The 19419-nt window shown below is 63.5% G+C and carries 16 protein-coding genes and 1 pseudogene; 8 read left to right on the top strand and 9 right to left on the bottom strand.

What is annotated here, in order from left to right:
* Positions 1-150: 150 nt before the first annotated feature.
* The 4 genes from QM806_RS34645 to QM806_RS34630 all read right to left on the bottom strand — a co-directional run bounded on the left by QM806_RS34645 (position 151) and on the right by QM806_RS34630 (position 3628).
* Entirely contained in the window at positions 151-1056 is a 906-nt protein-coding gene (locus QM806_RS34645) for an alpha/beta hydrolase (RefSeq protein WP_283294358.1), read from the bottom strand.
* 482 nt (positions 1057-1538) lie between these two features.
* A complete protein-coding gene (locus QM806_RS34640) occupies positions 1539-1994 on the bottom strand; it encodes a MaoC family dehydratase (RefSeq protein ID WP_133984320.1) in 456 nt (151 codons plus the stop codon).
* Positions 1991-2728: an SDR family oxidoreductase gene (locus tag QM806_RS34635; RefSeq protein ID WP_005263083.1), complete on the bottom strand. Its 738-nt coding sequence runs from the start codon at positions 2726-2728 to the stop codon at positions 1991-1993. The genes QM806_RS34640 and QM806_RS34635 overlap by 4 nt, the downstream gene beginning before the upstream one ends.
* Before the next feature lie 114 nt (positions 2729-2842).
* Positions 2843-3628, bottom strand: a complete 786-nt coding sequence (locus QM806_RS34630; protein ID WP_005263081.1) for a crotonase/enoyl-CoA hydratase family protein — start codon at positions 3626-3628, stop codon at positions 2843-2845.
* A 451-nt stretch (positions 3629-4079) separates the two neighbouring features.
* On the opposite strand from QM806_RS34630, the gene QM806_RS34625 reads away from it, so the two are divergent.
* Both QM806_RS34625 and QM806_RS34620 read left to right on the top strand, forming a co-directional pair.
* Complete coding sequence (locus QM806_RS34625) at positions 4080-5534, top strand: class I adenylate-forming enzyme family protein (protein ID WP_133984318.1); 1455 nt, start codon at positions 4080-4082, stop codon at positions 5532-5534.
* A 108-nt stretch (positions 5535-5642) separates the two neighbouring features.
* Positions 5643-6626 (top strand): zinc-dependent alcohol dehydrogenase family protein, encoded by a 984-nt coding sequence (locus tag QM806_RS34620; RefSeq protein WP_005263078.1) that lies wholly within the window; start codon positions 5643-5645, stop codon positions 6624-6626.
* Between the two features lie 63 nt (positions 6627-6689).
* On the opposite strand, the gene QM806_RS34615 is transcribed toward QM806_RS34620, so the two are convergent.
* Positions 6690-7514, bottom strand: coding sequence for an enoyl-CoA hydratase/isomerase family protein (locus QM806_RS34615; RefSeq protein WP_037206660.1), 825 nt, complete (start codon positions 7512-7514; stop codon positions 6690-6692).
* Positions 7515-7782: 268 nt separating this feature from the next.
* Here QM806_RS34615 and QM806_RS34610 point away from each other — a divergent pair, with 268 nt between their 5' ends.
* From QM806_RS34610 to QM806_RS34600, 3 genes are all read left to right on the top strand, one after another.
* Entirely contained in the window at positions 7783-8565 is a 783-nt protein-coding gene (locus QM806_RS34610) for an SDR family oxidoreductase (RefSeq protein ID WP_120660788.1), read from the top strand.
* Between the two features lie 13 nt (positions 8566-8578).
* Positions 8579-10300: an acyl-CoA dehydrogenase family protein gene (locus QM806_RS34605; protein WP_133984316.1), complete on the top strand. Its 1722-nt coding sequence runs from the start codon at positions 8579-8581 to the stop codon at positions 10298-10300.
* Positions 10301-10490: 190 nt separating this feature from the next.
* Positions 10491-11324, top strand: coding sequence for an MBL fold metallo-hydrolase (locus tag QM806_RS34600; RefSeq protein WP_005263069.1), 834 nt, complete (start codon positions 10491-10493; stop codon positions 11322-11324).
* Positions 11325-11436: 112 nt separating this feature from the next.
* On the opposite strand, the pseudogene QM806_RS41920 reads toward QM806_RS34600, so the two are convergent.
* A pseudogene (locus QM806_RS41920) lies at positions 11437-11806 on the bottom strand (ferredoxin family protein).
* 122 nt (positions 11807-11928) lie between these two features.
* On the opposite strand from QM806_RS41920, the gene QM806_RS34590 reads away from it, so the two are divergent.
* Complete coding sequence (locus QM806_RS34590) at positions 11929-12216, top strand: hypothetical protein (protein ID WP_133984314.1); 288 nt, start codon at positions 11929-11931, stop codon at positions 12214-12216.
* A gap of 523 nt (positions 12217-12739) precedes the next feature.
* Here QM806_RS34590 and QM806_RS34585 read toward each other — a convergent pair.
* Entirely contained in the window at positions 12740-13288 is a 549-nt protein-coding gene (locus QM806_RS34585) for a TetR/AcrR family transcriptional regulator (protein ID WP_206031521.1), read from the bottom strand.
* 172 nt (positions 13289-13460) lie between these two features.
* On the opposite strand from QM806_RS34585, the gene QM806_RS34580 reads away from it, so the two are divergent.
* Entirely contained in the window at positions 13461-14948 is a 1488-nt protein-coding gene (locus tag QM806_RS34580; protein ID WP_037206655.1) for an MFS transporter, read from the top strand.
* Positions 14949-15706: 758 nt separating this feature from the next.
* Entirely contained in the window at positions 15707-16252 is a 546-nt protein-coding gene (locus QM806_RS34575; RefSeq protein ID WP_502943933.1) for an alpha/beta fold hydrolase, read from the top strand.
* 601 nt (positions 16253-16853) lie between these two features.
* Here the strand turns inward: QM806_RS34575 and QM806_RS41915 are convergent.
* Together QM806_RS41915 and QM806_RS34565 are read right to left on the bottom strand one after the other, a co-directional pair.
* Complete coding sequence (locus QM806_RS41915; RefSeq protein ID WP_375154203.1) at positions 16854-17465, bottom strand: hypothetical protein; 612 nt, start codon at positions 17463-17465, stop codon at positions 16854-16856.
* Between the two features lie 79 nt (positions 17466-17544).
* Positions 17545-19380: an acyl-CoA dehydrogenase gene (locus QM806_RS34565; RefSeq protein ID WP_120660793.1), complete on the bottom strand. Its 1836-nt coding sequence runs from the start codon at positions 19378-19380 to the stop codon at positions 17545-17547.
* Between the last annotated feature and the right edge of the window lie 39 nt (positions 19381-19419).

Below are 19419 nucleotides of genomic sequence, written 5' to 3'. Positions count from 1 at the left end.
GCGGGCACCGACGACAACTCACGGTAGAAAGGCGCGGTTGCCGGTGGATAGAACCAGCGCGCCCGGTGGTGGTATGGAAGTGACACGTCGTTGCCGACCCCCCGGACGCAGGTGTGGCTTCCAGGCTGTCGCCTGGAAGCCACGCATCGATCAGGCGCGCAGGTGGGTGACGAAGTGGTCGCGTGCGGCGCCGGAGACCTGGTCGAAGCCGGGGCCTTCGTAGAAGTCGAAGTGTCCGCCATGGGTGACGACGAGCTGTTTGGGTTCGCGGGCCCGCTCGTAGGCGTCGAACGCGAGAGCGTAAGGCGTACAGGCGTCCTCGTCGGCGATGATCATCAGCAGCGGCGTGGGCGAGATCTGGCTGATGAAGCTGCCAGGGTCGAATTCGCCGGCCATCTCCAGGCTCCGCGCGGTCATCTCGTTCTTCCAGTTCGGAGCCCGGTCCGCCGATACCTTGGTGAACCATTCGTAGGCGTCGGTCTGGGGCATCGCGGCCTGTCCCATCGGGTCGGGGGAGACGGCCGGGAGCATCGCGGGCTCACCGCCGGCGAACCGGTTGAGACGGTCGGCGTCGAAGTTTCCACGGACGTGGGGCAGGAAGTCGGGGCGGATCAGTCGGTCCAAGGTGGCTGGACCCGAGATCATGGGCACCTGGGCGACGACCGCCTTGACCCTTTTGTCGATCGCCGCGACCATCAGACCGATTCCACCGGAGAAGCTCGAGCCCCAGACGCCGACCCGGTTCGCGTCGACCTCGGGGCGGGTGGTGGCGTAGCTGATCGCGTTCCGATAGTCCCGGTACTGCAGGACGGGGTCGAGTTCTTGGCGGGGAGTTCCGGCGCTGTCACCGAAATTGCGGTGGTCGTAGACGAGCGCGTTGAGGCCGGCTTCGGCGAAGACGCTGGCGTAGTCGTCGAGGTACATTTCCTTGACGGCGGACATCCCGTGTGTCAGGACGATGACCGGTGCCGGGGTGGTGGTGTTCTGCGCCGGGTAGAACCAGCCGCGGAGGGTGACGTCGCCTTCACCCTGGAATTCGATGTCTTCGCGATTCATGTGCTTTTCCTCTTCACGCCGGGTTGTGTGTCGGACACTGCCAACCTAGGAACCGGTGAGCGGGCTCTGATAGAACGAGCGCGCCCGTCACTGGTACCGATGCGCCAACCTTGACGCCGGAACGGTCAACCGGGGTCTCCGCGCTGTGGCCGGAGGTTGGTGAGTGTGTCCCACAGGTGGGGTCATGCCGGTCGCGGAACTTCGTCCCGCGGAAGTTCGAAGAAAGAGGAGCTTGTTTCTCACCGTCGTGTACCGCGCGTGGACGACACCGGCACGCCGAGTCGATGGGCCGCGGTGCCGGTTTGACTGCAGCACAGGGTGAATCGGTCTCATGCGGGCAGTTGGTGCGTGAGCGAAGCTGCTTGTCGGAAAATCCCCGCGCGTTAGCGCTCGGGAGTGTGGCCGAAGCCGGTGAACCCCCGGGTCCGGTCATCCTGCCGGACGCGCCGGTCGGCGTGGAGGACCGGACCCATCTGGACGGTTCAGGCGAGGATTCTGGTCACCGACTCGGCTACGCACACCGGCCGGTCCGATCCTTCGCGCTCGATGGTGACCTGGCTGATCATCTGGACGCCACCGGAAATGTCGGTGACTTCCAGTAGCCGGATATGTCCTCGCACACGGCTGCCAACCGGTGCGGGGGCGGGGAACCGGACCTTGTTGAGGCCGTAGTTGATCCCCGCGGTGGCCCAGTGGGTTTGGATGACATCGCCGATTATGGCGGCGACCAGGGACAGGGTGAGGAAGCCGTGGGCCACGGTCGTCCCGAACGGACCACCGGCGGCTCGCTCGGGATCGACGTGGATCCACTGGCGATCCTCGGTGGTGTCGGCGAAACTGTTGATGCGGTCCTGGGTGAGCTCAAACCAGCGGCTGCTGCCGAGGTCGGTGCCGACCGCTACGCGGATGTCGTCGAGCGAGCTGAATGTCGTGGTCACATCGAGATCCCGCCGTCGACAGGCAGCACGGTGCCCGTGATATATGCGGCTTCCTCGGATGCAAGGAAGGCGACCGCCGCGGCCATTTCACTGGGTGGGGCGAAGCGTCCCGCGGGGATCTGCCGTGCGATTTCGGCCTTCTTGGCTTCTGGGATGCCGGCGATCATGCGAGTGTCGGCGTTGGGGGAGATCGCGTTGACCGTGACGCCGAAGCCCGCCAGTTCCTTGGCGGCAGTCTTCGTGAAGCCGATGATCCCTGCCTTGGCCGTGGCGTAATTGGACTGTCCAATATTGCCGTGCAGACCGGTGTAGGAGGTCACGTTGATGACCCGGCCGTAGTTCTGGGCGCGGAATTGGGGGACAGCCGCGCGGGTCATCCGGAACGTGCCTCCGGCGTGGACCGCGAGAACTCTCTCGAAGTCATCGTCGGTCAGCTTCCACAGCATGTTGTCGCGCAGGATGCCGGCGTTGTTGACGACCACGTCGAGACGCCCGGTCTCGGACACCGCCGCGTCGACGATCTGCTGAACCGCGTCGGTGTCGCTCACGTCGGCGACCACGCTGCGGGCGGCGATCTCACTGACGGCCTGGTCGAGGGCTTCCTTGTCGAGATCGACGAGGAACACGTCGGCGCCGGCGCCGAAGAACAGCGCGCCGATCTCCTTGCCGATCCCCTGTCCGGCGCCGGTCACGATCACGGTGCGGCCGGTGTAGTCGAAGCGCAGATTCGTCATGTCGGGTTCCCGCTCTTACCGGCCACGGAAAACAGGTTGCAACTCATGTCAATTTCCTTACATCTTCGGCGAACTGGTTGGGTGGTAATGGAGTTCGGGTCGTTCGCGCTGCGACTACTTGCCCTGAAAGTAGGCCTGGCGGCGCTCGACGAACGACTGGATTCCTTCCTGGAAGTCGTGGCTGTCGAAGACGGCGCCCTTCACGTCGTCGATCGCGGCGATGGCGGCGGACTCGCCCTGTTCGAGGTACTTCAGGGCGGACGCCTTGGTGGCTCGAACGCCGAGTGGGGCATTAGCGCAGATTTCACGGGCCAGTTCGATCCCGCGCTCGATGTGCTGGCCGAAAGGCACGACTTCTTGGACGAAACCGAGGTCGAGGGCGCGCTGGGCGTCGAACTTGTCGGCCCGGAGCAGGTGGTACATCGAATTGCCCCAGCCGGTCCGGGTCAGGTAGCGGAAATGGGCGCCACCGAGGGGTGCGAGGCCGCGGGCGACCTCGAGCTGCTGGAACTGCGCGGTGTCGGCGGCAACCACGATGTCGGCGGCAAGCATCATCTCGATGCCGACGGTGAGGGTGATGCCCTGAACCACGGCCACGATCGGCTTGGTTGCCCGCCGCCCCAGAGCGAACGGATCGACCAGAGTCGGGTCGATGTCCGCGTCTGCTCCAGGACCGAAGAACTTCGGCAAGTCCAAGCCTGCGGTGGTGTTTTTCCCGGCGGAGCGGAACACCGCGACCCACAGGGAGTCGTCCTCGTCGAATGTGGTCAGACGCTGGGCGAGCTGGCGCATCATGTCCGGCGTGTAGGAGTTCATCTTGGATTCGTTTTCGACCGTGATGATCGCGATGTTGCCGTCTCTCTCGAGGGTGACCTCACCGGGCTTGTGGTCTTGACTCATGAATGGCTCCTTGTCCGTGGAGAGTTCGCGCCGGAGACGTCGGTGGCGGCGACTGGACTGAATCGTCTATTCGTTGTGGTCAAATGTCAACAGCAGCACACATCCACGCGCAGCGGCGCGGTTCGCACCGAAGTGCCGCCTGACGGGTACTCGCTCACCAGCGGTGGCACACCCATACCTGAGTGCGGCGCAATCGTCCTATGCGTCGCCGCGCGCGCGTTCGTAGGTTTGTGTGCGTCCCCACCACGCCACCTGCGGTGGACCTCCAAGGCGGTCGGAGAATCGGGTCACCGCAGGCGGCGACAGCGCCCCAACTGTGCCTAAACCGATTCCGTCGTCCGGGGGTTCCATGGAGGAGTGGGCGGCTCCGCCCTGCCGCCGACGGAATACGTCTAATACGCAGCGTTTCCGACCTAGATCACACTCGCACACCAGGTTAGGTGGCCTTGCCATGAACTTCGCGTCTCTGCCCGACCGTCTCGCCGAATCGAGCCCGGATGGGCCGGCGGTATCCGATGGGCGCCAGTCGCTCACCAATGCCCAGCTGCTGACCCGAGTCCGGGCCGCGGCCCGTCATCTTTCCGACCTCGGAATCGGGTCTGGTGATGTCGTGGCGGTCGCGCTGACGAATCGCATCGAGTTCGTGCTCCTGTTGTTCGCGGCCTGGCGGCTCGGCGCCGTCGTGACCCCGGTCAATCCGAGCCTTACCGACGGCGAGGTCGCACGACAGCTGCACGATTCGGGCGCACGTCTTATTGTCGTCGAGGACGGTTCGACAGTGGCGGGCGTCGCCACGCTCGCCGTCGACGACCTGTACTCAGAGGGGATGGGGCCGGATCCGGCACCACAACTGGACCCGTCCGCGCTGGCTCTCTTGATCTACACCAGCGGCACGACGGGTGTACCGAAAGGAGTGATGCTCGCCCACTCCAACATCGACGCAATGACGGACATGGCATGCCAGTGGCTCGAGGTGGGCCCGGCGGACCGCTGCTTGCTTATTCTGCCGCTCTTCCATGTCTTCGGCATCATGATCAATGTACTCACGCCGCTGCGCGCAGGCGGCAGTGTCGCCATCGCCGACCGGTTCGATCCCAAGACCTTCTTCGACTTCGTGGAGCAGGAGCGTCCTACCTACTTCAGTGCGGTGCCCACGATCTACAACATGCTCGATGCGCTGCCGGCCGGCGTTCGACCCGTCACATCGTCCTTGCGGTACGGGCTTTGCGGTGCCGCACCCGCTTCGCCCGAGTTGCTGACCCGCTTCGAAGCGAGGTTCGGGTTCCGCCTCATCGAGGGCTACGGGCTGTCCGAAGGAACGTGCGTCTCTACCATCAACCCCCTCGCGGCTCCGCGACTCGGCAGCGTGGGGCGTCCCCTCCCGGGTCAAGAGATCCGAATCATCGACGAGGTGGGCACGGCGCTCGAGCCCGGCACGATTGGTGAGGTCATCGTGCGTGGCCGCAATGTCATGTCTGGCTATCTCGGTCGGCCGGAGGAGACGGCGAAGACGATCGTGGATGGCTGGTTGCACACAGGCGATGTCGGCTACCTCGACGCGGACGGCTACCTGTTCCTGGTCGCTCGATTGAAGGAAATGATCATTCGTGGTGGCGAGAACATCTACCCCAAGGAGATCGAGGACGTCCTGACGGCTGACCCGTCTGTCCTGGAGGCGGCCGTTATCGGTGTACCCGACGACAAATGGGGAGAGGTGGTCGTCGCCTACGTCCAACCGCGAGCCGGCGTCAGCGTCGATCCTGCGACGCTGACTGCGCTGACTGAGCAACACCTCAGCGGCTACAAGCAGCCGACCTCGTTCTTCGTGATTGACGCCATCCCCAAGAACGCCGTCGGCAAGATCGACAAGGTCTCGCTACGGGCCGCCTACGCAGCAGCCCTCTGACCAAAGGGGATACGGGCACGAGAAGCGTGCGCTCGACCTAGGTGATGCGCACGATGCCGCGGGAATGAACACGCTACTTGGTCTTTCGACCATTGACCGGAGGTCACGATGAAGAAGTTGCACATGCGGGCATTCGGGAAGCCGAGCACGGCTCCGGAGCTGATCGAGTCGGAGACTCCCGAACCCGGAGCAGGACAGGTGCTCGTGGCGTTGGAAGCCGCCCCCATCAACCCATCCGACGTGCTTCTCATCAGAGGTCTCTATGGGCATCGCCCGACCCTGCCCGCAGCGCTGGGCACAGAAGGCGTCGGTCGAATCGTCGCCGTTGGCGCTGCCGTCGATCCTGCCCGCATCGGCGAGCGGGTCCTGATAATCCCTACCCTGAAGCACGCCACGTGGCAGGACCAGATCGCGATCGACGAGGACGACGCCATTGCGGTCGATCCGGCGGCCGATGTCCTTCAGCTGGCGATGCTCGGCGTCAACCCTGTGACGGCCGACCTCCTGCTCCGTCGCTTCGTCGATGTCCCGCTGGGCGGATGGGTCGGACAAACCGCCGGTAATTCTGCTGTGGGCCGCTACGTCATCACCCTGGCCAAGCAGACCGGCTACCGCACTCTCAATGTAGTGCGCCGCCCCGAAGTCGCCGCGGAGCTGCTGGAGTTGGGCGCCGACGCCGTCGTCGTCAGTGGACCGGATCTCGGTGTGCAACTGAAGACGGCGCTCGGGGACGAGCGGATCTCACTCCTGCTGGACGCGACAGCCGGGGACGTGGTCGCGGAACTCGCTCCTTGGCTCGTCCATGGGGGCACCCTCGTCAGCTACGGAGGAATGAGCGGCGCCCCGGTCGTCGTCCGACCTGGCGACCTCATCTTCCGCGATCTTCATGTCCGGGGCTTCTGGCAAAAGGGCTGGCTCGACACAGCGCCTCGCGAGGAGTTCACCGCCGCCTATGCCCGGCTCGCCGCCCTCGTCACCGACGGCACCTTGCGGGTCCCCATCGCGGCCGCCTACCCGCTCGAGAAGTACCAGGACGCCCTGATCCATGCCACCCAGGCCGACCGCGTCGGCAAGGTGCTCTTCGCGTGGTGACGGCTATGCGGCGAATTATGGTGATCCACTGTTCGAACACGACAGATGTGTCGGGATATCGGTTCAGAACCCTCGGTCGGAGCCGTCCGCCGTAGCGCTGCGCGCGCGCAGCAAACGCGTCTGGGCCGCAGCTTCGAGCTGCCGCTGATGCTCGACATGCAAGACCTCGGCCGACTGCACCAGCTGCTTGACCTCTCGCGCGGCGGCGGTGTCTGCCTGCAGGAGAGTGTGAGCCATGGCCCGAGTTTCGCTTTCGAGATCGTTGACAGGTACCACGCTGTGTGCAAGTCCCAGTGAGAGCGCCTCCTTGGCAACAACATTGCGTGCAGTGACGCAGATTTCGAGTGCGCGGCCGTATCCAACTTGCCGGACCAGGGGTGTGAGCCCGGTCAGGTCGGGCACCAGCCCGAGTGCGACCTCCTTCATGCAGAATGTTGCGTCCTCGGCCACCACCCGAAGATCGCACGCGAGTGCGAGCTGGAAGCCGGCACCGACTGCGTGTCCCTGGACGGCGGCGATCGAGATGAAGTTCGAGTTACGCAGGAACAGGAAGCCGTCTTGATATTCACGTATGGTGCGCGCGACGGTCATGTCGGAACCGTCGAGTAGGCCGGAAATGGTCTCGCCGTCGGCAGCCTCGTGCGGCGAGGCAGGGTCTTTCAGCATCGATCGATCCAAACCGGCCGAAAAACTACGCCCTTCAGCGCGAACGATGACAACGCGAATGTCAGTCGGCATCGTCTGCCCCAACGCGGCGAGTGCTCGCCACATTGCCGGGCTCTGTGTATTGCGTCGTTCAGGTCTGCACAGCGTGATTTCGGCTATCGGTCCGCTCTGTGTGAATCGGAGGCCTGCCGATTGCAACTCGGCCTCGGACGGTCCTGCCATCGAAAGACGGTTCACCCCAGTCATCTTCGCTTCTCCCAGTTAGGTGCGCACTACGGCGCTCGGCTTGCAGTCCCGACGGAGTGCAGCGGACCAAATGATCATCGACCTCAGACCTACATTATGCAACAAGTTGCATTAAGGTTGCCGGTGGTGGTACTTTCTGGTCGGTCCGCTATCAGGCTCACACTTGGCCCCCGATCGCGAGCGGTCTCTTCTTCTGCCGGATGGGTGTATGCGTCGCCCCACCTCACGTCTCGGAAAGGACGTCATGTTCCCCGAACTGTTCGCGGTGTCAGGTAAGACGGTTCTGGTCACCGGGGGTACTCGCGGCATCGGCTACATGATCGCCGAAGGGTATCTCCGGGCCGGCGCCCGCGTGTACATCTCTTCCCGTAAAGAAGCCGCGTGTGCCGAGGCAGCGAAGCGCCTCTCGGAACACGGTGAGGTGCATGCCATTCCGTGCGACGTCACCAGCGAGGAACAGTGTGCGGCGCTGATCGACGCCCTCGGGGCACGGGAGCCGAGCCTTCACGTGCTGGTCAACAACGCCGGCGCAACCTGGGGTGCGCCCTTCGACGAGTTCCCCGACTCCGCGTGGGACAGGGTGCTCGCCGCCAACGTCAAGGCTCCCTTCACATTGACCAAGATGGCGCGCCCGCTTCTGGAGAAGGCGTCCAACCAAGACGACCCTGCCCGCGTGATCAACATCGGCTCGATCGACGGGCTTGCAGTGCCGGGCGTCAGCAATTTCTCCTACTCGGCGTCCAAGGCCGCCATCCACCACCTCACTCGCCACATGGCCGCGGAACTGGCGCCATCGATTCTGGTCAATGCCATTGCGCCCGGGCCGTTCCCGTCGAAAATGACGGCCGCGATGTTGACGGACGTCGGTGATAAGCTGAAAGACGCCTCCCCGGCCGGCCGGATCGGCGAGCCCCCCGACATCGCTGCGACCGCGATCTTCCTGAGTTCTCGTGCCTCGAATTACGTGGTCGGTGCGGTCATTCCGCTCGACGGCGGTCTGAGCACAACCATCGGCCTCACATTCTAGAAGGACCACTGCCGTGTACATAGCACCACTTGCTCAATACGACTTCCTCTACACCGAGGTCCTCGGCACAGACATTCTCGAGACCGTGACAAACGGCGAAATCAAAGCCGCCGACGCGGCTGCAGTGCTCACTACGGCAGCGGATTTCGCCATCGAAATATTGCATCCGCTCAATACTGTCGGTGATCGTGCGGGCAGCGTGCTCGCCGATAGTGCTGTGACGACCCCGGTCGGGTACAAGCAGGCCTACCGTTCCTTCGCCGAGGCCGGGTGGGTCGGGTTCGGCCTCGATCCCGCGATAGACGGCGGAGGTGCGCCATTCCTCCTTTATAACGCGGTCTCGGAGTTGTGGTCCGCAGCTAATCCCGCGTTCTCGGTGTGCTGGCTGTTGTCGACCGGTGCGGCCGCGGCGCTGCACTCGGCCGCGCGCCCGGAACTGAAGGACGTGTTTCTCGCGAAGATGGTGTCCGGCGAATGGACGGGCACGATGAACCTGACGGAGTCGGATGCCGGTACGGATCTGTCCGCGATCCGCACAATCGCCCGTCCCAACGAGGACGGTACGTGGGCAGTCACAGGGCAGAAGATCTTCATCACCTGGGGAGATCACGACCTCACAGAGAACATCGTGCACCTAGTTCTCGCACGTACCCCGGATTCTCCCGCGGGACTGGCCGGGCTGTCGCTGTTCGTGGTGCCGAAGTTCCTCCCCGAGGGCCGAGGCGGTATCGGTGAACGTAACCGCGTCACCACTCTCTCCCTGGAGCACAAGCTCGGCCTCCATTCCAGTCCAACCTGTGTGCTGGATTATGTCGACGCGACAGGCTATCTCGTCGGAGACCTGCACCGCGGCCTCTCGGCGATGTTCGTCATGATGAACACCGCCCGCATCGGCATCGGTCTGCAGGGGCTTGGACTGGCGGACCTCGCCTACCAGCAGGCTCGCGACTATGCCCAGCAGCGAGTGCAGGGCACAGTCGTCGGACGCCCGTCGGGTACCCCCATCGCCGAGCATCCCGACGTTGCTCGCCTGCTCACGTCGATGTCGAGTTCCATTTCGGCGATGCGCGCCTTCTCGATGCAGGTGGCCGAGTGGTTCGACCGCTGGCAGCGCACCGACTCGACCGACGCCGCGGAGCTGGCAGAATTCTGTGTGCCGATCCTCAAGGCCTGGTTCACCGAGGAAGCCGTGCGCATCGCCTCCGACGGACTCCAGGTATACGGCGGCTTGGGTTTCATCGAAGAAGCCGGTGCGGCGCAGCACTATCGCGATGCTCGGATCATGCCGATCTACGAGGGCACTACCGCGATCCAGTCCAACGATCTGCTCGGCCGCAAGCTCATTCGCGACGGCGGAGCGACTGCGCGACGCTTCTTCGATCGGATCGACTCCAGCGTCGGGATTCTGCGGGTGATCGAGCACCCGGTGGCGGCCCGTACGGCGGAACGACTCGATCGCGCCCTGCATACCGTGCGTGACACCACCGAAACACTCCTGTCGCACGCGGCAACAAATCCTCGTGACGCCTACGCCGCATCGGTTGACTATCTGACGATTCTGAGCCTTCTCGTCGGCGCTTGGATGCATGGCCGCATCGTCGCGGCTGCGCTCGCCCACCCCGAAATGTCCACCGCCGACCAGCAGCGCCTGACCGAGGCCGACTTCTACGGCGCCCATCATCTCAGCCGTGTTCATTCGCTGGCCGAGGCGATCCATGCAGGTGAAATCGGATGAGCGGCCTGAAACCTATGCTTTGGCCATCACAACTTCCAGCCCAATGAACTAGCGCGCATCACCAACCCTGCCCACGCAAGAACTCACAGAAAGCACGACTGATGACATACCAAACACACACCATCTGGCGGGAAGGCGCGGTGCAGGTCGTCGACCCGTCGCGCGTCGTAATCAATGGAGGCGAATCCGCATGAGCGACCTCGCGATCGACGTCTATACCTGCCAAGCGTTCGAACTGCCCGGAGGCGGCTGGTTCTCACCCACTACCTCCACCCTGATCACCGGGCCGACCGAAGCCATACTCGTCGACACCCAGTTCCTGCCCACCGACGTCGACGAGGTGATAGAGCAGATCGAGGACTCCGGCAAACAGCTGACCGCGGTCTTCCTCACCCACGGCCACTTCGACCACTACTTCGGCCTCGAGCGGCTGCTGAACCGATTCCCTGAAGCCCGCGCCGTCGCAGTACCGTCCGTGGCGAAATCCATCGCGACCAACCTCGAGAGTGATCGCGCCTACGTCCGCGATTTCTTCGGGGGACAGGCCCTCGACAACACCGCGGTACCCGAACCGCTCGACAACCTGGTCCTCACCGTCGATGGCACGGAAGTGCTGGCCATCGAGATCGAGCAAGCCGACACCTCACCCACCGCGATCATCCATATCCCGACCCTGCAGGCGGTGATCGCCGGAGACGTCGTCTACAACGGCGTCAATCCCATGCTGGCGATGACCAACCGGAACGACTGGCCGAACTGGATTTCCAGCGTCGACTACCTCGCCTCGTTGAACCCCACCACGGTGGTCGCCGGACACAAGCGCCCCGAACTCGACGACCTGGCCGAGTGCATCGACGAAACGCGGTACTACCTGCAGGAATTCGTGTCCAACGTCGACGAACTTGCGCACGCGCGCGAACTCGTCGCACATATGCAGTCGCGTTTCCCGGACCATGCCAACCCCTCGACGCTGGTGGTGTCGGCGGTGACGGCATTCAAACAGAAGAAGAACAACAACGCGTGAAGCCGTGATCGCATGTGCATACGCGCTGATGACTCGACTGACTCCCCGATTTCGATCTGCTCTCCCTCGGGGAGTTGCAACTGCTACTGCAGATCGCTGTCACCGAGTTTTTTCATGGAAAGTGACCGATGAGCGGGTCGAGTGTGACAGCACCCGCACGCCGTGAATCGGCGTCTTTACACCTCGTGCGCCGAGAGCGCCTCGACCAAGCGGGAATCACCGTCGTGTTTTCCGAATGCGCTGCACCACAGGAGGGTTCGACCTCCTCGGAGGACTCGGCGTTGGCCTCCATGTAGGCGGCTCACTGGGCGGGTACGTCTTCGGCCGGATAGATGGCCTCGACCGGGCATACAGGCTCGCATGCAGCGCAATCGACGCACTCGTCAGGGTAGATACATCACGCGATTGCCTTCGTGAATGCAGTCGACTGGACATTCTTCGATGCACGCCTTGACGAGAAGATCGACACAGGCGGAATTGATTCGCTCTCGGGCACCGCCGCATTCAACGGCGTAGAGATCCAGATCCGGGGGCACTGCACTCGACGCTCCAATCCGGCGTAACGCGGCGATCATTGCACAGCGACTATCAGAGAGTATCCCGCATGACCGAACACAACCCCGCCCGCAACCGCGAACAACGCATCATCGACGAGATCGACGCACTCGTCGAATGGCAGATCGAGGAAGGGCACAGGAGGGGGGACGGCCCACGACCGAGCGAAACCGCGCCCACCAGTGACAATGATACCGAGTCGGTTGCCGCACTGCACAACGCAATTTCCCGAGTATGTGCGTTTGTGAACGGTGTGCATCGGTTGGCGCGGACGATTCCGCTGATTGCCCAGTCTGGAGCCGCGGTTGGGGAGCTCTCTCGAATACGTGGGCGCTGATCCTCGAACGCGCTGACTTGTCGGTGACGGACATCCTGGACGATGACGGGTTGGCCCTGCTCGAGGTTGGCCTTTGGTCACGGATACCGATGAGGCGCTACGACAGTGGATGCGGGCACTGGAAACACTACTTCAGCGCTTTCAGTGGACCGCTCTCATGGCCGCGCAGGGCGCGCCCGATCCTCGATCAGGGGTTACCACCTGCTCCTCGCGGTCTCGGTAGCTTAGATCAAGGAAACCGGCGCCGCGGACGACCTCTCGCTCGCCACTATGCGCACAATTCTCGAGACGGGTACAGCCAGAGCTCCGATCAGGTTGACGGTCAACGAGTTCGTCACCGCCGACCTCTTCACGCGTCAGCGATATCCCTCTGGCAATGATGCCCCATTTCGGCATTTGCACGGAGGCCGATGTGCGCCCACGGGAATATGGATTCGGGCGTCTGAAGCCTTCGCGACAGCCTCCGCCGGATCACCCCCGCAGGCTGCCGGAGTACGCCCGGAAGTCTTGTGTATAGCGCTGATCAGGCCGGGGGATCGCTGATGCCGGCGGCATCGAGCAGTGTGCCGGCGGTCTCGACAGCGAGACGGTCGAGACGCTGTGCCTGTACGACAGAGCGGGCACTGGCTCCGTCGAATACGAGAGTCAGCTGTCGGGCTAACCGCGCGGGGTGGTCTGCGCCGCCGCGTTCCGCTTCCTGCTGGAAGAACGCTGTCAGCTTGTCCTTCTGTCGACGGGCGACCACACTCGCCGGATGTTCGGGTGCCTTGACTTGGACAGCCGCCGCGACGAACGGGCATCCGCGGAAGTCGTGTCTCCGCTCTAAGTCTTCCAATCGTTCGAAGACATGCAGAATCCGTGCTCGCGGGCGACGGTTGTCGTCTTCGGCTGGCAGCAGCGAAGCCTGATAATCCGGTGCCGTGCGTTCCAGCAGACTGGCGGCGACCAGGTCATCCTTGCTGTCGAACAGCTGGTACATCGAACGCTTGGATACACCGGCCGCTCGGCACAGACTATCGACGCCGATGTGGACGCCCTGTTCGTAGAACAGCTGCGCCGCGGCGTCGAGCAACCGGTCGCGCGAGGAGACAGCACCAGCGTCTGCCATAGACGAGGACGTTGTCGGGTTGGTCATAGACGACAGGCTACCCCTCGGCTTGCGCTTTGAAAACCGATCTGTTTCTCTAAGTGGAAACAGATCGGTTTCCGAAAGATCAGTACATGACCAGCAACAAAGGGGACAAATGACTACCACGATCGGGGCACCTGCCTCAGGTAAAGCAGGCCGTCGCGGCTCACACGCCGTGCGCTGGTGGGTACTTGTGGTGCTGGGTGTGGCGCAGCTCATGGTCACGCTCGACGCGACTGTCGTGAACATCGCGTTGCCCGCGGCCCAACAGGACCTCGGTTTCAGCGACGGCGACCGGCAGTGGGTCATCACCGGGTACGCGCTCGCCTTCGGCAGCCTGCTGCTGCTCGGCGGCCGACTGGGTGACCTGTTTGGCCGACGCAACACCTTCGCGATCGGTCTGATCGGTTTTGCGGGCGCGTCTGTCGTCGGTGGCGCGGCCAGTAGCTTCGAGATCCTCGTCGCGGCACGTGTCGGCCAGGGCGTCTTCGGCGCTCTGCTGGCACCCGCCGCGCTCTCGCTGCTCACAGTGACCTTCACCGAAAAATCCGAAAGGGCCAAGGCCTTCGGCATATTCAGTGCGTTGTCCGGTGCCGGCGCCGCGATCGGTCTGCTACTCGGCGGCATGCTTACCGAATGGGCGTCCTGGCGCTGGGTGATGTTCGTGAACGTCGGATTCGCCGCCATCGCCCTGGTCGGTGCGGTGCTGCTGCTCGCCAAGCATGTGGACACCGAGCGGCCCAAGCTCGACATTCCAGGCACCGTCGTAGTGAGCGCCGCGCTGTTCGCCGTCGTCTACGGATTCGCGCACGCCGAATCAACCGGCTGGACCAACCCGGTCACCCTCGGGTTCCTGATCGGCGGCGTGGTCCTGCTCACGGTGTTCGTATGGCTGGAGGCGAGGGTCGCACATCCGCTGCTGCCCCTGCGCCTGGTGCTGGACCGCACCCGCGGTGGTTCGTTCATGGCGGTGTTCGTCATGGGTATGGGGATGTTCTCGATCTTCCTGTTCCTGACCTTCTACTTGATCGTCAGCTTGGGCTACTCGCCGATCAAGGGCGGTTTGGCGTTCCTGCCGATGGTTGCGGGCATCGTTCTTGCGTCGACCACGGTGCCTTCGCTGCTGCTGCCCAGGGTCGGCCCGAAAATCGTGATCAGCAGCAGCTTCCTGGTCTCCGCAACCGGTATGGCTTGGCTGACCCAGCTCGAGTTGGGCAGCCGCTTCGTCACAGACGTCCTCCCCGGACTGGTCCTGCTGGGTATCGGCCTCGGTGGCGCGATGACCACCGCATTCCAGGGCGCTACCGCAGGTGTGCACCACGAGGACGCTGGTGTCGCCTCGGCGCTCATCAACACCAGCCAGCAGGTGGGTGGCTCGATCAGCACGGCGCTGCTGACTACCGTTGCCGCATCAGCGATGACCGAATACCTGACCTCACACCAGCCCGGCCCGCTGACCGTGGCGCAGGCCCACGTCGCGAGCTACACGGCCACCTTCACGTGGGGCACCGGAATATTCGTGGTCGGTGCGGTGATCGCGGCGTTAGTGGTGCCGAATGCAGCCCTTGCACCGTCGGAGGGCGAATTGGTGATAGCGCACTGAGCTGTTCCGCTCGAACAGCACCACGCACGCGTCGTGATGACGCGGGTGTGGTGCTGTTTTCTGTGAGCGGTCTCAGCACGTGGGGGACTATCAGATTTTCGGTGGATCTGGCTCTGGTGCATGGGTTTAGCTGCCGGTCGAAGTGATGCGTCCGTCGAATACGATTGCGAATGCGTTCAGAAGCTCCTAGGAATTGGTGGGTGGCCCCCAACACAGCCCCTTCGAGGTGCTTTCGAAGGCCTGGCCATCCGACCTGTCCGCTGTGCTGGCCATCGTGACGACGATCGCCGACACCGCCCCGGAAGCTGGCCGATTCGGGGTCGTCGACCGGTGGCCGGGGCATCGGAAGACTTGCCGCAGCTGTCGACCGCAGCCGACACCCTCGGCGGCCAAAACGCCCCGCTGACATCCACTCCCGCCGATGCTCTGTCGGCGACCTCGACTGTGCTGTCGGTGCTTGAACCGGCGACGGTGGTCAATCAGGTTCTGGGCGTTGCGACCGGGGTAAGCGCTCTCGACGTACCCGGCATCCTCCGCAAGCTCACGGTGTTGCCGCAGAAGGTCGCCGCGCCCGACGCCCACGGCGCGCACCAGGTGGCGGGGGAGCTGTACAACCAATTCTCACCGTTGGTGAAGATGGCCGCGGTCGTGGATCTGTGCTGGGTGTCGCAGATACTGTCGGTCATCCCGGACCCCCCGGGGACACCCAGATCGCTGCACTCGTTGCGTCGATCCTGGCGAACGTCGACGTTATCCGATTGGCCACCCTGGTCGGGCAGATCCAGGAAATCGCCTGGGCCGACATAAAAGGCTTGGTTCTGTTGCTGCACGGCGGCGGGCAGACCCGGCATTCCCTGGCGGAATACCGGGCGCAGCCTCGCGGCGGACGGCTGGTCCGCCATCGCTGTGGATGCACGTGGGCATGGAGACAGTCAGTGGGCACCGGACGGGGACTACGGCATCGATGCGCTGGTCGCCGACCTCACCACGGTCGCTGGTATTGGCATTGGGACCCGGAGTTCCTTCGCCAGGGCGACGAACCCACTCGCCAAGCCGACTCTGTCGTGCGATACGAACGCGCTCGGGACGCCGCCACGGTGATCACCGTGCCCACGATGCTCGTTCGTGGCAAGCAATCGGATGTGGTCAGCGAGGAAGGCGCCAAAGAACTGCTCGAGCTGATCCCGACCGCCACACTGATCGACGTCACCGGGGCCGGTCATAGTCGCCGGCGACGACAACGACATCTTCAGTGGGGGATTGAAGGATTTCTCGACGACGACGTTGTCGCGTCGCGTCACTGAGGCCATCGAGACCCTCGAACGTAACCCGCACAGGCTCAGCCCGGATCTGCATCCGTGTCGGTTGCATCGGTGGTCGGATTTGGCTCCGAAACCGGTCGCCCCCCGCCCGGAATGCCTCCGCGAAGGGACAGGGTATGGGCCCCGATGCCGGATAACAGGTCGGCGGCGGTTCGTCCGACCGACGACAGGTCCAGATGAATGAGGCGTCGACGCGCGGTGACGGCACGTCTATGAAATCTCTGTCGTGGCCGTGAATGTCGCACTGCCAGGCAGCTCCTCGAATCCGCTATGTGGTGCAGTTCTGATCGTCGCCCGCTCGGGGCAGGATGAGAACCTGGGCAACCGAACCGCAGCAGACCTCGAGCGTGAACTCGCCATGCTCGCCTACGTACGCGACCGCCTCCGTGCTTCGAGAGGCCAAGACTTCCGTATCCCGGCGACCGCGGTCGTCCAGGTTCTCGATGAGCTCAGAAGACATGATTCCGCCCAGAGCGGCCGACGTTTTGGTCGCGATGGAGTCGGCTGTGAGCCGGGCAGCAGTGCCAGGGTGGTGCGGGTCAGACCGGATGTCGACCGGAAATGCCGCGCCCATGTTCGCGGTTCACAGCTGCGCCGGCATGGGGAACAGGGCGATCGCGGAGACGGTGATCCCCGCGACGCCAGCAAGGACGCCCAGTAGGGCCCGCAAGGATGCGGCCTCGTCGTCGGCAACCGCCGACCGCGACGTCGCGATGGCACCGCAGACAATCGCGGCCGCTCCCAAGATGAATCCAAGCCCGATCACCCAGAACGAAGCAATGGACAGCGCCCCCAATGTGATCGACACGGCAGGCAATCGCGATCCATGTCGCTGCGTTCTCTCGTTGCTGTCGGCGGAGGTACACACGCGACGGGCGGCGCGTGAGCTGCGGGGGACGGCGGCGGTCATGATCTCCTTCGTGTGGTTGACGAGTCGGTTCGGCGGGCACATATCGGCGTCACAAGGCCGGAAGCTCTTCGGGAACCTGTCGGTCCAAATTTGATCGACGGTACCGAGTCGTGCCGCCCTGGGGAAGCGCGGCACTACCGAATCCGGCCGTGCACACCGAAATATAACGGGAAGGTCGAACGCTGCAACCGCATCGCCGAAGAACTGTTCTACCCCCGCGAATACACCGCCGAGCAGCAATGACGCACTGCCGTCGGCGTGTGGAACGTTCACGACAATTAGCACCGACCGCATTCAACACGCGGAGGACGACCGCCCGCTGCGTACGCCGGTGCCGCGTCACGAATGTTCATGCCTCATGCAACTAGAACGCCTCTTCCTCTAGCTCCATGATTTCGATGTCGAGGGTCTCGAGGATCTCCTTCGTTGAAGCCAGGACAGGCAGGATGTTCTTGGCGAAGTACGACGCGATGACAACCTTGCCCCGATAGAACGGCCGGTCTTTTGCCGACGCGTCGCGGTCCAAGGCTGCCAACGCGACTTCGGCCTGCACCAGCAGTCGCCACGCGATGACTAGGTCCCCCACTGCGTACAGGAACCGCACCGAGCCGAGCCCCACCTTGTACAGTTCGGACGGCTGTTGCTGGGAAGCCATCAGATAGCCAGTCAATGTCCCGGCCATTTCCTGCACGTCGGTCAACGCGGTCTCGAGCAGCACCCGTTCGGCCTTGAGTCGACCGTTGCCGGCGTCACTGTCGATGAACTCTCGTATCCGACCGGCCACATGTGCGAGTGCAACGCCACGGTCGCGGGCAATCTTTCGAAAGAAGAAGTCCTGCGCCTGGATTGCCGTGGTGCCCTCGTAGAGGGTGTCGATCTTGGCATCGCGGATGTACTGCTCGATCGGGTAGTCCTGCAGATACCCGGAACCGCCGAGGGTCTGCAGGCTCTCGGTGAGCAGTTCGTAGGCCTTCTCGGAGCCGACACCTTTGACGATCGGCAGCAGTAGGTCGTTCACCCGAGCCGCCAACTCGGCGTCTGCGCCGGAAACCAAATCGGCGACATCGGTATTCTGGTGCGCGGCGGTGTAGAGGTAGACCGCACGGAGCCCTTCGGCGTAGGCCTTCTGCATCGCCAGGCTGCGTCGCACGTCAGGGTGGTGGGTAATGGCCACGCGGGGTGCGGTTTTGTTTGTCAGTTCTGTGAGGTCCGCACCTTGAATTCGTTCTTTGGCGTAGGCGAGGGCGTTGAGGTAGCCGGTGGACAGCGTTCCGGTAGCCTTGGTGCCCACCATCATCCGGGCATTCTCGATGACCTGGAACATTTGGGCGATACCGTTGTGCACATCACCCACGAGCCAGCCCACCGCGGGAACGTCAGTTGCCCCGAAGGTGAGTTCGCAGGTCGGGGACGACTTGAGGCCCATCTTGTGCTCGACGCCGGTGACGTACACACCGTTGCGCTCTCCCAGTTCAAGTGTCTCCGAGTCGAAGTGGAACTTCGGAACGTAGAACAGGCTCAATCCTTTGGTCCCGGGACCGGCCCCTTCGGGGCGGGCGAGCACCAGGTGGAAGAGGTTCTCGGCAGTGTCGCCGACGTCGCCGCCGGAGATGAACCGCTTGACGCCCTCGATGTGCCACGTGCCGTCGGCCTGCGCGATCGCCTTCGTGCGGCCTGCGCCGACATCGGATCCGGCGTCGGGTTCGGTCAGCACCATCGTTCCAGCCCAACCGCGCTCGAATCCTTCTTTGGCCCAATATTTTTGCTGATCGGTGCCGACGCTGTAGAGCACGCTCGCCATCACCGGACCCATGTTGAAAAAGCTTGCGGATCCGTTTGCCGCGACCAACATTTCATTGATCGCCCAAACCAACGGTGCAGGAGCAGGAACACCACCCATACTCTCTGGTAGACCGAGCCGCGACCAACCAGCCTCGTTCACCGCCTCGACGGTCTTACGTAGGGGCTCCGGGACCACGACGGCGTGGTTGGGTGCGTCGAATTCGACAGGGTACCGATCAGCGTCGGCGAAGGAAGCGGCGACCGGGCCTTCGGCCAACCTCGCGACCTCCGCAAGAATGTTGCGCACCGTGTCGGTGTCGAGGTCTCCGTAGGCGCCGGTATCCAGTAGTTCACCGATCCCGAGTACCTCGAACAGATTGAACTCGATGTCACGGACGTTGCTTTTGTAGTGATTCATTTTCTCCAACCTTGGATTGACTAATCGTTCGTAAGAAGG

It is taken from the genome of Rhodococcus sp. IEGM 1351, from assembly GCF_030056875.1.
Classification (GTDB): domain Bacteria; phylum Actinomycetota; class Actinomycetes; order Mycobacteriales; family Mycobacteriaceae; genus Rhodococcus_F; species Rhodococcus_F opacus.
This window is presented reverse-complemented; position numbering and strand designations above follow the sequence as displayed.

Excerpts from the sequence above, each read along its gene's own strand:
- QM806_RS34645 (WP_283294358.1), bottom strand. The coding sequence starts at position 1,056 with ATGAATCGCGAAGACATCGAATTCCAGGGTGAAGGCGACGTCACCCTC.
- QM806_RS34635 (WP_005263083.1), bottom strand. The coding sequence starts at position 2,728 with ATGACGAATCTGCGCTTCGACTACACCGGCCGCACCGTGATCGTGACC.
- QM806_RS34630 (WP_005263081.1), bottom strand. The coding sequence starts at position 3,628 with ATGAGTCAAGACCACAAGCCCGGTGAGGTCACCCTCGAGAGAGACGGC.
- QM806_RS34625 (WP_133984318.1), top strand. The coding sequence starts at position 4,080 with ATGAACTTCGCGTCTCTGCCCGACCGTCTCGCCGAATCGAGCCCGGAT.
- QM806_RS34620 (WP_005263078.1), top strand. The coding sequence starts at position 5,643 with ATGAAGAAGTTGCACATGCGGGCATTCGGGAAGCCGAGCACGGCTCCG.
- QM806_RS34615 (WP_037206660.1), bottom strand. The coding sequence starts at position 7,514 with ATGGCAGGACCGTCCGAGGCCGAGTTGCAATCGGCAGGCCTCCGATTC.
- QM806_RS34610 (WP_120660788.1), top strand. The coding sequence starts at position 7,783 with ATGTTCCCCGAACTGTTCGCGGTGTCAGGTAAGACGGTTCTGGTCACC.
- QM806_RS34600 (WP_005263069.1), top strand. The coding sequence starts at position 10,491 with ATGAGCGACCTCGCGATCGACGTCTATACCTGCCAAGCGTTCGAACTG.
- QM806_RS34590 (WP_133984314.1), top strand. The coding sequence starts at position 11,929 with ATGACCGAACACAACCCCGCCCGCAACCGCGAACAACGCATCATCGAC.
- QM806_RS34580 (WP_037206655.1), top strand. The coding sequence starts at position 13,461 with ATGACTACCACGATCGGGGCACCTGCCTCAGGTAAAGCAGGCCGTCGC.
- QM806_RS34565 (WP_120660793.1), bottom strand. The coding sequence starts at position 19,380 with ATGAATCACTACAAAAGCAACGTCCGTGACATCGAGTTCAATCTGTTC.